This window comes from Burkholderia sp. MS455, from assembly GCF_016899445.1.
Classification (GTDB): domain Bacteria; phylum Pseudomonadota; class Gammaproteobacteria; order Burkholderiales; family Burkholderiaceae; genus Burkholderia; species Burkholderia pyrrocinia_C.
Genome location: NZ_CP041779.1, coordinates 3,316,726 through 3,331,420, shown reverse-complemented (window position 1 = coordinate 3,331,420; position 14,695 = coordinate 3,316,726). Strand labels below are relative to the sequence as shown.

General features: G+C 68.3%; 14 protein-coding genes. 4 read left to right on the top strand and 10 right to left on the bottom strand.

The genetic code is table 11. The annotated features are described in order from the left end of the window. Positions 1-42: 42 nt before the first annotated feature. The 3 genes from ttcA to FPJ27_RS34450 all read right to left on the bottom strand — a co-directional run bounded on the left by ttcA (position 43) and on the right by FPJ27_RS34450 (position 2,255). On the bottom strand, positions 43-1,035 hold the full coding sequence (ttcA, locus tag FPJ27_RS34460) for a tRNA 2-thiocytidine(32) synthetase TtcA (RefSeq protein ID WP_034179228.1): 993 nt from the start codon (positions 1,033-1,035) through the stop codon (positions 43-45). Further along, on the bottom strand, positions 1,032-1,436 hold the full coding sequence (locus FPJ27_RS34455; RefSeq protein WP_204424827.1) for a dihydroneopterin aldolase: 405 nt from the start codon (positions 1,434-1,436) through the stop codon (positions 1,032-1,034). The genes ttcA and FPJ27_RS34455 overlap by 4 nt, the downstream gene beginning before the upstream one ends. Before the next feature lie 75 nt (positions 1,437-1,511). Beyond that, positions 1,512-2,255 carry an SDR family oxidoreductase gene (locus tag FPJ27_RS34450; RefSeq protein WP_175963752.1) on the bottom strand — a complete coding sequence of 248 codons (744 nt, stop codon included), beginning with the start codon at positions 2,253-2,255 and terminating at the stop codon, positions 1,512-1,514. A 13-nt stretch (positions 2,256-2,268) separates the two neighbouring features. Between FPJ27_RS34450 and FPJ27_RS34445 the strand changes: the two genes are divergently transcribed. After that, a complete protein-coding gene (locus FPJ27_RS34445) occupies positions 2,269-3,465 on the top strand; it encodes an SAM-dependent methyltransferase (RefSeq protein WP_204424825.1) in 1,197 nt (398 codons plus the stop codon). Between the two features lie 7 nt (positions 3,466-3,472). After that, a complete protein-coding gene (locus tag FPJ27_RS34440) occupies positions 3,473-3,667 on the top strand; it encodes a DUF2905 domain-containing protein (protein WP_031399528.1) in 195 nt (64 codons plus the stop codon). Between the two features lie 25 nt (positions 3,668-3,692). On the opposite strand, the gene FPJ27_RS34435 is transcribed toward FPJ27_RS34440, so the two are convergent. From FPJ27_RS34435 to FPJ27_RS34410, 6 genes are all read right to left on the bottom strand, one after another. Further along, complete coding sequence (locus tag FPJ27_RS34435; RefSeq protein WP_072437474.1) at positions 3,693-3,914, bottom strand: hypothetical protein; 222 nt, start codon at positions 3,912-3,914, stop codon at positions 3,693-3,695. A 138-nt stretch (positions 3,915-4,052) separates the two neighbouring features. Next, positions 4,053-4,961: a carbohydrate kinase gene (locus tag FPJ27_RS34430; RefSeq protein ID WP_204424818.1), complete on the bottom strand. Its 909-nt coding sequence runs from the start codon at positions 4,959-4,961 to the stop codon at positions 4,053-4,055. Beyond that, complete coding sequence (locus FPJ27_RS34425; RefSeq protein ID WP_204424816.1) at positions 4,958-6,238, bottom strand: AGE family epimerase/isomerase; 1,281 nt, start codon at positions 6,236-6,238, stop codon at positions 4,958-4,960. The genes FPJ27_RS34430 and FPJ27_RS34425 overlap by 4 nt, the downstream gene beginning before the upstream one ends. Beyond that, a complete protein-coding gene (locus FPJ27_RS34420) occupies positions 6,235-7,254 on the bottom strand; it encodes a LacI family DNA-binding transcriptional regulator (RefSeq protein WP_072437468.1) in 1,020 nt (339 codons plus the stop codon). Before FPJ27_RS34420 ends, FPJ27_RS34425 begins: the two co-directional genes overlap by 4 nt. Positions 7,255-7,632: 378 nt before the next feature. After that, positions 7,633-9,483, bottom strand: coding sequence for a phosphodiesterase (locus FPJ27_RS34415; protein WP_204424813.1), 1,851 nt, complete (start codon positions 9,481-9,483; stop codon positions 7,633-7,635). Between the two features lie 199 nt (positions 9,484-9,682). Further along, positions 9,683-10,717 carry a bile acid:sodium symporter family protein gene (locus FPJ27_RS34410; protein ID WP_204424811.1) on the bottom strand — a complete coding sequence of 345 codons (1,035 nt, stop codon included), beginning with the start codon at positions 10,715-10,717 and terminating at the stop codon, positions 9,683-9,685. A gap of 347 nt (positions 10,718-11,064) precedes the next feature. Between FPJ27_RS34410 and FPJ27_RS34405 the strand changes: the two genes are divergently transcribed. Continuing rightward, a complete protein-coding gene (locus FPJ27_RS34405) occupies positions 11,065-11,559 on the top strand; it encodes a hypothetical protein (protein ID WP_034179218.1) in 495 nt (164 codons plus the stop codon). Positions 11,560-11,935: 376 nt separating this feature from the next. Then, positions 11,936-13,012, top strand: a complete 1,077-nt coding sequence (locus tag FPJ27_RS34400) for a porin (RefSeq protein ID WP_204424809.1) — start codon at positions 11,936-11,938, stop codon at positions 13,010-13,012. 241 nt (positions 13,013-13,253) lie between these two features. On the opposite strand, the gene FPJ27_RS34395 is transcribed toward FPJ27_RS34400, so the two are convergent. After that, positions 13,254-14,603, bottom strand: a complete 1,350-nt coding sequence (locus FPJ27_RS34395; RefSeq protein WP_226263835.1) for a transposase family protein — start codon at positions 14,601-14,603, stop codon at positions 13,254-13,256. Positions 14,604-14,695 lie beyond the last annotated feature (92 nt).

Genomic DNA, 14,695 nt, shown 5'->3' with positions numbered 1-14,695 from the left:
AGGGCGGCTGGCGCCCCGTTCCGGCGGGTCTTCCGACCCCGCTTACAGGTCGTCGAACTGGACGATCGAGATCGGTTGCGCGGCGCCCGGCGCCGCGGCGTCGTCGCCCGACGCGCACGGTTCTTCGTCGAACGCGATGTCGCCCTGCGGATCGGCAACGCCCGTCGCGCGCAGCGACGTGAACGGGAACAGCGTCGTGTCCATCAGGTGCGACGGCACGACCTTCGCGAGCGCGTTGAACATGTTCTCGACGCGGCCCGGGAAGCGCTTGTCCCATTCACGGATCAGCGCCTTCATTTCCGCGCGCTTCAGGTTCGGCTGGCTGCCGCACAGGTTGCACGGGATGATCGGGAATTCGCGCAGCTCCGCGTATTTCTCGAGATCGGTTTCCTTCACGTACGCGAGCGGGCGGATCACGATGTTCTTGCCGTCGTCCGACTGCAGCTTCGGCGGCATCCCCTTCAGCTTGCCGCCGTAGAACATGTTGAGCAGCAGCGTCTGCACGATGTCGTCGCGGTGGTGGCCGAGCGCGATCTTGGTCGCGCCGAGCTCGCCGGCCACGCGGTACAGGATCCCGCGGCGCAGCCGCGAGCACAGCGAGCAGGTCGTCTTGCCTTCGGGCACGAGCCGCTTGACGATGCTGTAGGTGTCCTGGTTCTCGATATGGAACGGCACGCCGACCTGCTTCAGGTATTCGGGCAGCACGTGCTCGGGGAAGCCCGGCTGCTTCTGGTCGAGGTTCACCGCGACGATGTCGAAGTCGATCGGCGCGCGCTCGCGCAGGCGCAGCAGCACGTCGAGCATCGCGTAGCTGTCCTTGCCGCCCGACAGGCAGACCATCACCTTGTCGCCGTGCTCGATCATGTTGTAGTCGCCGATCGCCTGGCCGACCTGGCGCACGATCCGCTTGAACAGCTTGTTGTTCTCGTACGCTTCCTTCTGCTCGCGGCGCGTCAGCGCCTGGCGGCCGGCCGGGGCGGCCGCGTCGAGGGTGGCGGCGTCGGCCGCCGTGTCGTTCATGTGGGGGGCGTTCATGCGCGCTCCTCGTCCTTGATGCGAAAGACTTCGACGCCGACGGCGTCGCAGTCCGGATAGGCGTCCGGTTTCTCGGTACAGACGCGTACCGCGCGCACGGCATCGTGCGCCAGCAGGTGCGCGGCGATCGCGTCGCACAGCGTTTCCTGCAGGTGGATGTGGCTGCGCGCCATGCATTGCGCGACGCTCTGCTTCATCAGGTCGTAGTCGACGACTTCATGGAGACGATCGTCGACGGGGGTGGACAGCGCGAGCGGCACGAACAGGTCGACGTTGATGACGACGCGCTGCTCGCCGCGCTTCTCGTGTTCGAAGGCACCGATGTTGATGTGCACCTCGTAATCGCGCAGGTAGAGCCTGCGGCAATCCGCGAGGCGGGGGTGCAGGAGAGCGGAAAACATGGTCGTCCCAGTCAAATTGGCGTGCGCGCACGCAAAGCGGCGCGGGCGGCGGCAGTCAGGCCGCGCGCCCGCGGTTCATTCATTCGGGCCGGCGGCGGGCGGCACGAGGTGCTCGCCGCCGTCGACGGTCAGCGTCGCGCCCGTGACGCCGGGCGCGCTCGCGAGATAGCAGGCGGCCGCCGCGATGTCGTCCGCATGCGCCGCGTGGCCGCGCACCAGTGCCGCGACCCGCACCTTCGGCGCGAGCGCCAGCGCCAGCGCCGACGTCGCGCGGTTCAGCGCGGCCTGCATCAGCGCGTGCGACAACTGTGCCGGCGCCGGGTGAAACAGTGCCTGGTCCAGCACGTGGATCGCGCACGCGCGCAGCGCTTCGTGCTCGCGCGCGGCGTCGGGCGTCGCATCGGCGAGCGCGCGGGCCAGCGCGAGCGGCGCCGTCACGTTGCGCGCGAGCGCGCCGGCGAGCGACGCGCCGTCCACCGTGTGCGCGTCGTCGGCGCCCGCACTGGCGCTCACGAACACCGCGCACGCGGGCCGGCCGAGCGCCGCGCCGCACGCGGCGACCAGCGCGGCCGCGTCGGCTTCCAGGGCCAGATCGGCGTCGAGCACGGCCGCATGGCGGCCGAGCGCCGCGACTTCGGCGACGATCGCATCGGCGGCCGCGCGCGGCGCGCCGTGGCTGCGCTGCAGCGCGACGTCCCAGCCGCGGCGCGCGAATTCCGTCGCGAGCGCACGACCGATCGACGCGGCGTCGGCCGCGCTGCCCAGGGCACCCGCGACGAGCACCACGCGCAGGGTCGACGTATCGGCTGAAACGGTCATTTACAATGCCGGGATGAACCCGAAAGCTCACGAACCCGCTAGTTTACCTGCTCCCGGCCCTGACGCGCTCGCGCAGTCCGAAACCCTTGCCGCGCAACTGCGCGACGAGATCGCGGCGGCCGGCGGCTGGCTGCCGTTCGACCGCTTCATGGAGCGCGCGCTGTACGCGCCGGGCCTCGGCTATTACAGCGGCGGCGCGCGCAAGTTCGGGCGCCGCGCCGACGACGGCAGCGACTTCGTCACCGCGCCCGAGCTGTCGCCGCTGTTCGCGCAAACTCTGGCGCAACCGGTCGCGGAAGCGCTCGCGGCGAGCGGCACGCGCCGCGTGATGGAATTCGGTGCGGGCACGGGCAAGCTCGCGGCCGGGCTGCTCGCGGCGCTCGACGCGCTGGGCGTCGAGCTCGACGAATACCTGATCGTCGACCTGTCCGGCGAGCTGCGCGAACGTCAGCGCGACACGATCGCGGCCGACGCGCCGGCGCTCGCCGCGAAGGTGCGCTGGCTCGACGCGCTGCCCGAGCGGTTCGAGGGCGTCGTGGTCGGCAACGAGGTGCTCGATGCGATGCCGGTGCGGTTGTTCGTGAAGGCGGACGGCGCGTGGCACGAGCGCGGCGTCGCGCTCGACGCGCGGCGCGCGTTCGTGTTCGAGGACCGGCCGGCCGCGCCGGCCAGCCGGCCGCCGGTGCTCGCGGCGCTTACCGCCGAGGTCGCCGACGGCTACGTGACCGAGACGCACGAGGCCGCGCTGGCGTTCACGCGCACCGTCTGCACGATGCTCGCGCGCGGCGCGGTGCTGCTGGTCGACTACGGTTTTCCCGCGCACGAGTACTACCATCCGCAGCGCGACCGCGGCACGCTGATGTGCCACTACCGCCACCACGCACACGACGACCCGTTCCTGTACCCGGGCCTGCAGGACATCACCGCGCACGTCGAATTCACCGGCATCTACGACGCGGCCGTCGCCGCCGGCGCCGACCTGCTCGGCTACACGTCGCAGGCGCGCTTCCTGCTGAACGCGGGCATCACCGACGCGCTGGCCGCGATCGACCCGTCCGACATCCGGCAGTTCCTGCCGGCCGCGAACGCGGTGCAGAAGCTGATTTCCGAAGCCGAGATGGGCGAGCTGTTCAAGGTGATCGCCTTTTCGCGCGGCATCGACGGCACGCTCGACGCGTTCGCGCGCGGCGACCGCTCGCACGCGCTCTGAGGCCGGCATGCTGCGCTGGCTGATGACGTCGTTCGTCGCGGTGATGATCCTGACGCGCTGCTGGCCGTGGCTCGGCAAGCTCGGCATCGGGCGGATGCCGGGCGACGTCACGTTGACGCTCGGCGGGCGGCGCTACCCGTTCCCGTTCATGTCGACGCTGGTGCTGACGATGCTGGTATCGATGGTGGCGCGGCTGCTCTGAGCCGCGCCGGAAAGGGCGGTGCGCGTTACAGCTCGATCTCGCCGAGGATCCGGTGCGCAAGCGCCTTCGCCTCGTCAAACGCTTCTTCCTCGCTGGGGCTCGTCGAGTGGACGTCATAGCGCGTGTTCTCGGTGTCGTCCCCGTCGTCCTTCGAGAGAATCACGTAACCCTGGAACTGCCCGTTGGCCGAATGCTGGGTATGCGCCTTGGCCGTGTAGATGCCCTTCGTGAACGTGTTCGTGTCCATCGTGCCTCTCCCGCAAAAGGACACTTCATCGTAGCACTGCGGCGCAGCATGTACAGCGCGGCTTATCGGTGACCGAACGGTGTCCGGTCGCGGTGTCCGGTCGCGGCGCTCGGTCACCGTTCGATCAGCCCTCGACGATCAGCCCTCGATCAGCGCGACGACTTCGTCGAGCGTCGGCGCGTGCGCGCCCGTGTGCCGGCATGCGGCAGCGCCCGCCGCCAGCGCGAACGCGAGATGCTCGCGCCACGATCGCTGCGGCGCGGCCATCAGGCTGAACAGCATGCCGCCGATCGACGCGTCGCCCGCGCCGACGGTATCGACCACCTCGACGCGCGGCGGGCTGGCCTCGTGCACGTCGCCGTCGGCATACAGCGTCGCCGCCTGCGCGCCGCACGTGACGAGCACGGACGCGCGCGGGTTCAGCGCGCGCACCGCCGCGACCGCGTCGGGGCCGTCGCCGCCGAACAGGTGCCGCAGGTCCTCGTCGGACACCTTGATCAGGTCGGCGAGCGCAGCCATCTTCTCCAGCGTCGGCCGGTACGCGGCCGTCATCAGGTTCCGGTAGTTCGGATCGAAGCTGATCTTCACGCCGCGCGCGTGCAGGTCGGCCGCGAGCGCGGCCAGCGTGCCCGCGAGCGGTTCGCGCACGAGGCTGATGCAGCCGAAATGCGCCCATTTCACGTGGCCGGTCCAGCCGGCCGGCAGCCGCGCGGGATCGAACGCGAGATCGGCGCTCGCTTCGCCGATGAAGAAGTACGCGGGCGGGCGCGTCTCGTGGACGATCGCGAGCAGCGGCGGCCGTGCGACGCGCTGCAGGAAGCGCAGGTCGAGCCCGGCCGCTTCGCTCGTGCGCCACAGCACGTCGGAGAAGCAGTCCTCGCCGATCGAGCCCGCGAGCGCGCTCGGCACGCCGAGCCGCGCGACCGCGCGCGCGACGTTCCAGCCGGCGCCGCCCGGCACCGACGTCCACTGCGCATCGCCCGCGCGCACCATGTCGGTCAGGATGTCGCCCGCCGACACGAAAGCCGGAAACGTGCCGCCGCTCATTGCGTCGGCTCGCTGCGCACCGTGCGCGCAAGGGTCGCGAGCACGTCGTAGCACGCACCCATCGTGTGATAGTCGGTCTTGCCGGCCGGGCTCTTCTCGTCGCTGTACTTGCGGTTGTCGCAGGTGAGGATCCGGTACCACGCGCCGTAGCGGTGGTCGACGAAATGCGTCCAGCTATAGCGCCAGATCTCGTCGTACCAGTCCCAGAAGCGCTCGCTGCCGGTGCGCGCGCCGAGCATCGCGGCCGCCGCGAAGGTTTCCGCCTGCACCCAGAAGTACTTGTTGTGGTCGCAGATCGTGAAGTCGGGGCCGAAGCCGTAGTACAGGCCGCCGTGATCGGCGTCCCACGCGTGCGCGAGCGCCGCGTCGAACAGTTCGGCCGCGCGCGGCACGAGCCAGTCGAGCGGGCGGTGCCGCTCGAGGATCAGCAGCAGCTTCGCCCATTCGGTCTGGTGCCCGGGCTGGAAGCCCCACGGACGGAAGATGTTCGAGCTGTCTTCCTTGTTGTAGTCCCAGTCGACCGACCAGTCCGCGTGGTAGTGCTCCCATACGAGCCCGCCCGACAGCGCGGCCTGGCGCTGCGTGACGTGGCTTGCGAGCTTTTCCGCGCGATCGAGGTACGTGAGGTGGCCGGTCGCCTCGTAGGCCGCGAGCAGCGCCTCCGTCATGTGCATGTTCGCGTTCTGGCCGCGGTACGACGACACGATCCAGTTCGGCGTCGCGTCGTCCGCATACAGGCCCGCGGCCGCATCCCAGAAGCGGTGCTCGGCCAGCTCGTAGGTCGCCGCGATCAGCGGACGCGCCTCGTCGATGCCGGCCATCGTCGCGTGCGCGGCCGCCAGCAGCACGAACGCGAGCCCGTAGCAGTGGCGCGTGCCGTCGAGCGTCGCGCGCTTCGCGCCGTCGCGCCAGTCGAGTTCCCAGTCGTAGCCCTGCAGTTCGTCGTCCCAGTGCGCGTCGCGCAGGAAGCGCAGCCCGTGGCGCGCGTAGTCGAGATGACGCGGGTCGCCGAAATGCCGGTACGCCATCGCGTAGTTGAAGACGAACCGGCAGCTGCTGACGAGGTGGCGCGACGTGCGGTTGTAGATGCTGCCGTCGTCGCGGAAGTAGTGATAGAAGCCGCCCGTCGGGTCGTACGCATTCGTCGCGTAGAAGCGCAGCGTGTCCTCGATGTGCGACAGCAGGAACGACGGATCGCGGAAATTCGCGACGAGCGGCGCGGCTTGCGTGTGGGCGGCCGGCGCGGCCGTGCAGGGTTGGACCGGGGGCATGTTCATGATTCGGTGACCGTGGCGGTATCGAGTGCCGGAGAGCCGGCGGGCTGGCTGCTGGCCCGCACGATCAGCTCGACGGGCAGGGAGATCTCGGTGCGCTCGGGCGCTTCGGCGAGCAGCAGTTCGACGCCGCGGCGGCCGAGCGCTTCCTTGTCGACCGCGAGCGTCGTGAGCGGCGGACTCGCGTGCGCGGCGGCCGGGATGTTGTCGAAGCCGACGATCGCGATGTCGTCCGGAATCCGCAGGCCGCGTGCGGTGCACACGCGCTGCGCGGCCAGCGCGGCCGCGTCGTTGTATGCGAAGACGGCGTCGGGGCGCGGGCCCGGCGCGTCGAGCAGTTGCTCCATCGCACGCGCGGCGCCGGTGTCGGGGTCGAGCCCCGCGTCGATCGTCACTTCGTACGCGGGATCGAACAGCCGCCCGGCCTCGAAGAACGCGCGCCGGTAGCCGATCGCGCGCTGCGCGATGCTGTAGTGCGCGGGCGAGCCGCCGATGAACGCGATCCGCGAGCGGCCGGTGGCGAGCAGGTGGCGCATCGCGAGCGCGGCGCCCGTCGCGTTGTCGATGTTGACCGAGCGCAGCCCGGGCGCCCACAGGTCGATTAGCACGAGCGGCCGGCCGGTCGCGGCGAGCGCCTCGATCGTCTCGGGCTCGATGAAGCCGGCGACCGCGATCGCGTCGGGCGCGTGCGGGCGCATCTGGCGCAGCACGTCGTCGTTCGGGCCGACCGTGAGCAGCGTCGGCACGATGCCGCGCTCGCGGCATGCGTCCTCGACGCCGTGCAGCACGTGCGAGAAGAACGGGCTCGCGGGAAAGCGGTTGTGCTGGCGGTGCAGCAGGAAGGTGAGCCGGCGGATGCGCGGCCGCAACTGCGCGGGATCGTAGCCGAGCTGCTGCGCGATCTCGACGATGCGCGCACGCGTTGCTTCCGACAAGCCCGGCTGGTTTTTCAGCGCGCGGGAGACGGTGCCGATCGAGACCTCTGCCGCCCGCGCGACATCGCGAATGGTGGTGCCCATCGTTCGGGGTTCGGTTTGTTTAGGGTGAAAGCGATTGTATAGTAAAACATATCGCGAAATTCGGGCCGGATAACCGGGGAATACCCGTGAATAACGGGTTTTTAAGCGCTAATCTGCGAAAACGCCGTTACTAAAAATACTAAACAAAACGCGAAAAAGGCAAGGTGGTCGTGCGTGCGCCCGGCGGCGCGGGCGACTGGCGGGAAGGGGGCGGGAATATGCTGGAAAACGGGCTGTTTCGAGCGTCTGCGCAGCGTGCCCGGCGACCTGCACGAGCGGCCGGCAGCCGATGCGCAACGATTCGGCTGGTTGACGGGCGGATGCCCGTCTCCGTCGCCCGGAGCGCAGCCGTATCCGCGCTCGACGATTGCCCGCCGTTCAGTCCGCCGCGACCGTCGCCGCCACCGTCGGCGGTTCGCCGCGATTGCGCAGCGCGGCGCGGCCCGCGTCGAGATCGACGACCGCGAGTCCGCCCGGCTGCTGTTTCGCGCGCCGCTTCGCGAGCGCCGCGACCGACGCGATCTCGTCGCTGCCGTAGCGCTTCGCGCCGTGCGCGCCGGCCGGCACGCCGACGGCACCGATCGCCATCGTCACGAAGCCGAAGAATGCCGGGTTGCCGTGGCGGTCCTCGCCGCGCAGCCCGCCCGCCTGCCGGTCGGCCTGCGTGTAGAAGCGCTGCGCGCCGTCGTTGAAGCGCGCGATCGCGTCGGTCGCGCGCACGTGCCAGTCGTCGCGCTGGAACAGCACGAGGAAATCGTCGCCGCCGACGTGCCCGAGAAAGTCGCGCTGCGGGTCGCACACGCCGGCCAGCACCGTCGCGGCGAACTTCAGCACCTCGTCGCCCTGCCAGTAGCCGTACTGGTCGTTGAACGGCTTGAACTGGTTCAGGTCGACATAGCACGCATGAAAGCCGGCATCGCGCTGGAGCAGGCGGTCGATATGCGCGCTGATCGGGATGTTGCCGGGCAGGAACGTCAGCGGGTTCGCGTAGCGCGCGGCTTCGATGCGCATCTCGGTCACCGCGCGTACGAGGCTCTCGCCGGTGCCGAGCCCGACGTAGCGGCCGTGTTCGGTGATCACGAAGCCGTCCGCGAGATAGCGCTGGTCGTGGCTCGCGAGCAGCGTCGCGAGCTGCTCGAACGTCGTCGCGTTGTCGATCATCAGCGGCGCGTCGTTCGCGAACTGCAGGCACGGCTTCTTCCCGAACACCTCGCGGTGATACGGCAGCGCGAAGCGGTCGATGAAGCCGCGGCGATTCACGAGCGCGACGGGCCGCCCGCGTTCGACCAGCGCGACCGCGTGCAGGTCGGGCATCCGGTTGAACAGGTCGAGCACGTCGTTGCTGGTCGCGTCGCGCGGCAGTGCCGGCGCGGCGACGAGCATTTTCGAGGCGATCGTGCCGGCCGGCCGCACGGTGCGCGTCGCGCCGGGAAACACCGCGATGTGCGGCGCGCGGATCGCATCGCGCGCGGCCGGCGCGACGACCCGCGACGGCTGCGCGTCCGGCCGGCCGAGCAGGAAGCCCTGCACGCAGCAGATCCCCATGTCGCGCACGACGATCAGGTCGCATTCGTTCTCGATGCCTTCCGCGATCAGTCGCGCGCCGCTCGCCTGCGCGAAGTGCTGCATGGCCTTCACGGCCTCGAACTTGAGCGGGTCGCGTGCGATGTCGTGGATGAAGAAGCGGTCGATCTTCACGACGTCCGGCTGCAGGCGCAGCCACAGGTTCATGCTCGCGTTCGCGGTGCCGTAGTCGTCGAGCGCGAACTGGATGCCCGCATCGCGCAGCGACGCGACCGCCGGCCCGAAGTGCGCGACATCCGGTATCGCGTTCTGCTCGGTCAGCTCGATCACGATGCGCTCGGCGCCGACCCGCGCGCGGCCGAGAAAGTGGCGCGCGCGCTCGCGTTCGCGGGCGAGCTGCAGGATCGTGCCCGCGCTGAAATTGAGGAACAGCTTGCCGTCGCAGCCGAGCGCCGCGAACGCGTCGAGGCAGGCGAGCGCGGCGGCTTGTTCGAGCACGATGGTCGCGCCTTCGCGCGCGGCCTGCGCGAACAGCGCGGCGGGCGGCTCGAGGTCGGTACCGCGCGGGCCGCGTATCAGGCCTTCGTAGCCGACGACCGTCCCCGACCCGAGATCGACGATCGGCTGGAAAACGGCGGCGAGCGCGCGATCCGCGATCAGGCGCGTGATGCTGGCGGCAGCGGAGTCGGAATGGAGCGCGGGCATGGGCGAGGGCAGCCGAATCGACGGGATATCCGGCTTAACGGCACCGCTCGCGGGGAATTGAATGAAGATTTCGTGACGCGATGGGCGCTGATGGTGCATCGCGTCGGGCGCGCCTCGGTGCGCGTTTGGAAGGCGGAAAGGCGGAAAGGCGGGGAGCGGAAAGCGCCACCATCCAGTGACCGTCCCGCCTCCCGTCCCGTCAGCGTTTGCCCGCGTTCAGCGCGCCGGGCGCCGATGCCGCGCCATCCTGCCCGTCGCGCTCGCCGCTCGTGTCGCGCGCGCCCCAGCGCTGCGCGAGCGCCGCGCACGCCATCAACTGGATCTGGTGGAACAGCATCAGCGGCAGCACGATCGCGCCGACCGCGTTCGCCGAGAAGATCACCTTCGCCATCGGCACGCCGGCCGCGAGGCTCTTCTTCGATCCGCAGAAGATGATCGTGATCTGGTCGGCCCGATTGAAGCCGAGCCGCTTGCTGACGAACGCGGTCAGCAGCAGCGCGATCGCGAGCAGCACGAGGTTGACGATCAGCAGGCCGCCGAGCGCGCGCGCCGGAATCTGGTGCCACAGGCCTTCGTTGACGGCTTCGCTGAACGCGACGTAGACCACGAGCAGGATCGAGCCCTGGTCGACGAAGCGCAGCACGCCGCGGTTGCGTTCGATCCAGCGGCCGATCACGGGCCGCAGCAACTGGCCGGCGATGAACGGCACGAGCAGCTGCATCACGATGCTGCCGACGGTGCTCCACGGCGACGCGGCGGCGGCCGACTGCGACGTGATCATCAGCCCGACGAGCGCCGGCGTGACGAAGATCCCGAGCAGGCTCGACGCCGATGCCGCGCACACGGCGGCCGGCACGTTGCCTTTCGCGATCGACGTGAACGCGATCGACGACTGGACCGTCGACGGCAGCGTGCACAGGAACAGCACGCCCGCGTAAAGCGCCGGCGTGACGAGCGGCTGCAGCACGGGTTTCAGCGCGAAGCCGAGCAGCGGGAACAGTGCGAACGTGCTGAGCAGCACGACCGCGTGCAGCCGCCAGTGCGTTGCGCCCGCAACGACCGCTTCCCGTGACAGCTTCGCGCCGTGCAGGAAGAACAGCAGGCCGACGGCGATGTTGGTCGCCCAGTTGAACGCGTGGGCGGCCGGGCCACGGCACGGCAGGAGGCTCGCGAGCACGACGGTGCCGACCAGTGCGAGCGTGAAGTTGTCGGGAAGAAAACGGGGGCGGGCCATCGGGAACTCGATTCGGAAACGACGGAGGCGCGCGTCGCGCGCGCGGATGGCGCTATTGTCCCGGTTGGCCATTCACTACACAAATTCATTGTGAGAATCGATTGATGAATCGACTGCATGCGACAACGGCCGTCGCACCCACCCCGGCCATGCGCAAAACGGCAGAAGAATGTTCTGTCGCGTTCGCGCCCTGAAGTGAAAAAACCTAGCAGTAACATGGTGTTACACCGATGCCGGCGACCTAACACTTTTTGGCTCGACACCGTTTCGGGCCGCTCATAAATTACTGCTGAAAGCCTTGCGTCGGCCGAAAGGAGCCGGCGGCAGGCGTGGACAGGCACTGAACGATGACGGAACGTGTGAAACGGAAGATCGGACGATGGGTGGCAGGCGTGCTCGGCGCGCTGCTGATGCCGCTTGCGCTCGCGCAGCCGCCACACGGCGGTCATGGGTTCGGCGGCCACGGTTTCGGTGGCGGCGACATGCGTGCGTACGGTCAGCAGGCTGGCGGCGGGTTCGGTGGCGGGCCCGTCTGGCGCCGCGTTCCGCCCCCCGCCGGTGCACGCGCCGGCGGCGTGAGCAGCTACGGCTCCCGCTGGGGGCTGCGGCCGACGCCGTCGTACGGTCATTACGCCGCGCAAAGCCCGTATCGCCCGATCAGTGCCGACGCGCGCCAGATGCCGCGCCCACCGGGCGGCGGCAACGTGCCGCTGCGCGCCGGTTCGATCCGCGCCGACGTCGCGCGCTACAACGAGGAGCGCGGCGGCCGTCCGATGCCGCCGCCCCGTTCGCAGGAAGAGCCCTCGCACTCGCCGTATTTCTCCCCGTTCTACCGAAACTGAGCGCCCGCGCGCCAGCGCAAGCCCGTTATTAGCGGGAACAGGCCCTGGCCCCCCGCCGGCTGATGCGAATTCGCCACAGTCGCGCGCAGATTTCCGCTGATTTTCCCGTCGCATTGCGCTATCTTTCGCGCCCGGCTCGCGTGCGCCACGCCGCCGTCCCGTCGCGCAACCGCTTTTGCGCGGGGCCACCGCGGCGCATCCGCCACGTATCGATTCCGCGAAGTTAATGCTGGCGCTATACCAGCAATAAGTGTGCGCAATTTTGACCGGACAAATGATCCGTAAAGATGGCTGCGCCCCATACGACGCAAGCACTCGGCTCCAAAAAACAACGCTCGCGCCACTTATCGACCATTCGACAAAACCTGGAGATCCCATGAAAGCATTCGCTCGCCGTGCGTCGCGCACGTCCGTCAAGCTGATCGCCGCGGCCGCCTGTGCGGCGGCTGCCGCACCCGTTTATGCGCAATCGAGCGTGTCGCTCTACGGTCAGGTAGACGAATGGGTCGGCGCGACCAAGTTCCCGGGCGGCGATCGCGCATGGAACGTGTCGGGCGGCGGGATGTCGACGTCGTACTGGGGCCTGCACGGCGCAGAGGATCTGGGCAACGGCTACAAGGCGATCTTCACGCTGGAAAGTTTCTTCCGCGCGCAGAACGGCCAGTTCGGCCGCTTCCAGGGCGACACGTTCTTCGCCCGCAACGCGTACGTCGGCATCAGCTCGCCGTACGGCACGGTGACGGCAGGCCGCCTGACGACGCACCTGTTCCTGTCGACGATCCTGTTCAACCCGTTCTACGATTCGTACACCTTCTCGCCGATGGTGTACCACGTGTTCCTCGGCCTCGGCACGTTCCCGACTTATCCGAGCGACCAGGGCGCGGTCGGCGATTCGGGCTGGAACAACGCGGTGTCGTACACGTCGCCTTCGTTCGGCGGGCTGAATGGCAGCGCGATGTACGCGTTCGGCAACCAGGCCGGCGACAACGGCTCGAAGAAGTGGAGCGCGCAGTTCAACTATGCGAACGGCCCGTTCGCGGCGACTGCCATGTATCAGTACGTGAACTTCAACAACGGCCCGCGCGACTTGAGCGCACTCGTCGCCGGGATGAAGAGCCAGGGCATCGCGCTGGTCGGCGCGACCTACGACCTGAAGGTCGTGAAGCTGTTCGGCCAGTACATGTATACGAAGAATGACCAGATCGCGGGCAGCTGGCACGTGAACACCGCGCAGGGCGGCGTGTCGGTGCCGCTCGGCGTCGGCAACGCGATGGCGTCGTACGCATATTCGCGCGATGCCGGCGGCCTCGACCAGACGCGCCAGACCTGGGCCGTCGGCTACGACTACCCGCTGTCCAAGCGCACGGACGTCTACGCCGCGTACATGAACGACCACATCAGCGGCCTGTCGACCGGCAACACGTTCGGCGCAGGTATCCGCGCGAAGTTCTGACGCGCACGCGCGATCGGCGCGCCGGACGCGCGCGGAAATCGCGCGTTCCGGCTGCATGTTGTCCCGCCCGAAACGGCGCCGCCATCCGCAGTACTTTCCAAAACCGAAAGGAGCCTGGAGGGAGCGGAGTACTTGGGGTTGGATGGTCGTTAAAGGGAACTGCATTTTAGGGTATGGGGAGTCTCGGTTGCGAGGGGAAGCTGTGACGGGCATAGCCCATAGCGGCTTGCATCCTTGCGGGCTATGCGCGGCGTGCCCGAGCCAGGCTCCATACATCGGGGTACCGAGGCCGGGTTTGGTCGGCAACCTTGCCCATCAGACGTTCCCGCGCCTGGCGAACCTGACGGGCGACTTCGACATCTGTCTGGCTGCGCGCGTGCTGCTTCAGTTGATCGATCGTGATGTCCTTGCGCAGGAAATCATCCACGTCCGGCAGGCTGGCTAGCTTCTCAAGCGGCGTCATCACATCTTCGGCTCGGTGAACGCGTCGCATGCGGCCCGGCTTCCTGGGATCAGGGACTTCGGTGCCGAAAAGGCAGGGTCGGTGCATGTTCAAAAACGGATTAAGCAGATCTACGCAAAAGGCGTTGAACTGCTTCGCCCACTCGGCCGGTATGTGCGCGTAGCCGAATTGCTTGCGCACGACATTGCCGTTCTTGGATTCGGCCAGGGCGTTGTCGTTACAGCGTCGTGGACGTGAGCGGGTGAACTCGATGAGTTGTTCCTTGAGCATCTTCGCGACCTCGTGATTGATGTACTCCGAACCGCCATCGCTGTGAAAGCCAAGAATACGGAACGGAAACTGGTCAATCATGTCGCGCAGTACCGGCAGCATGTGTTCCCGCTCCAACGATGGCACGGTCGCGACGACTTCCCACTGGGTTACGCAGTCGACGGCGTTGATGTGATACACGCCGCGCTGTTCGTCGATGTTGCCCTGATGAACGCTGTCGATGCGGATGAAGCCGGGGCGGTTCTCTGGCGCGGGAGCCCGGCGCACGGCGATTGCCGCGCCTCTGGGATTGGCCTGAGTCTTCGTGTAGACCGTGTGATGCAGACGATAAGCCTGCGAACGTCGCAGGTTGTACAGGTGAGATGCTGAAAGGTGCTGCAGGCGCTCGTAGCGCTCATCGTTGTAGACCTGATACATCCGGCGCAGCACCACGACCATCGCCGGTCCGGAAAGCCTGCCGTACTCGCGCTCGGTCTGGGCGAGCGTGAAGATGTCCTCATCGGTGTAGCGGCGGGCGAAGGCATTCGCGGGCGTGCCCTTCAGCCACGCGAGCCTTTGCCCTTGCACCCAGCGTTGTACCAGCCGTGTCATGTGAGCTCGGCTGAAGCCGCTAAAGCGGCGCAGATAGCGCAGCACGAGCCCCCGGTGAGTTCGCTTGAGCCGGTCGTAGCGAAAGCGCCGTAGCACGGAGGCGACCCATTCGCGCCGTTCGTGAGGGCACGCGGCGGGTGCGAAGTCGAGCGTCTGTGTGCCGTCGAGGACGGCACGCACTTGGTCCAGGGCGCGGATTTGCGATTCGTTCAAGTTGATGATCATCCGGTAAATGATCATCCACCCCGGTGCTCCGATGTCGGTCAACTCGTGCGTATCGGGCCAACAACAGGCTCATTTGCATTGGAAACGCGCCAAAGGCGCTACACAAGAACCAGCGAAGACCCTCGCCCAGGCTC

Coding starts and splice junctions, on each gene's coding strand:
- FPJ27_RS34435 (WP_072437474.1), bottom strand. CDS start 3,914: ATGGACACGAACACGTTCACGAAGGGCATCTACACGGCCAAGGCGCAT.
- FPJ27_RS34445 (WP_204424825.1), top strand. CDS start 2,269: ATGAACCCGAAAGCTCACGAACCCGCTAGTTTACCTGCTCCCGGCCCT.
- FPJ27_RS34430 (WP_204424818.1), bottom strand. CDS start 4,961: ATGAGCGGCGGCACGTTTCCGGCTTTCGTGTCGGCGGGCGACATCCTG.
- FPJ27_RS34455 (WP_204424827.1), bottom strand. CDS start 1,436: ATGTTTTCCGCTCTCCTGCACCCCCGCCTCGCGGATTGCCGCAGGCTC.
- FPJ27_RS34410 (WP_204424811.1), bottom strand. CDS start 10,717: ATGGCCCGCCCCCGTTTTCTTCCCGACAACTTCACGCTCGCACTGGTC.
- ttcA (WP_034179228.1), bottom strand. CDS start 1,035: ATGAACGCCCCCCACATGAACGACACGGCGGCCGACGCCGCCACCCTC.
- FPJ27_RS34400 (WP_204424809.1), top strand. CDS start 11,936: ATGAAAGCATTCGCTCGCCGTGCGTCGCGCACGTCCGTCAAGCTGATC.
- FPJ27_RS34420 (WP_072437468.1), bottom strand. CDS start 7,254: ATGGGCACCACCATTCGCGATGTCGCGCGGGCGGCAGAGGTCTCGATC.
- FPJ27_RS34415 (WP_204424813.1), bottom strand. CDS start 9,483: ATGCCCGCGCTCCATTCCGACTCCGCTGCCGCCAGCATCACGCGCCTG.
- FPJ27_RS34425 (WP_204424816.1), bottom strand. CDS start 6,238: ATGAACATGCCCCCGGTCCAACCCTGCACGGCCGCGCCGGCCGCCCAC.
- FPJ27_RS34440 (WP_031399528.1), top strand. CDS start 3,473: ATGCTGCGCTGGCTGATGACGTCGTTCGTCGCGGTGATGATCCTGACG.
- FPJ27_RS34450 (WP_175963752.1), bottom strand. CDS start 2,255: ATGACCGTTTCAGCCGATACGTCGACCCTGCGCGTGGTGCTCGTCGCG.
- FPJ27_RS34405 (WP_034179218.1), top strand. CDS start 11,065: ATGACGGAACGTGTGAAACGGAAGATCGGACGATGGGTGGCAGGCGTG.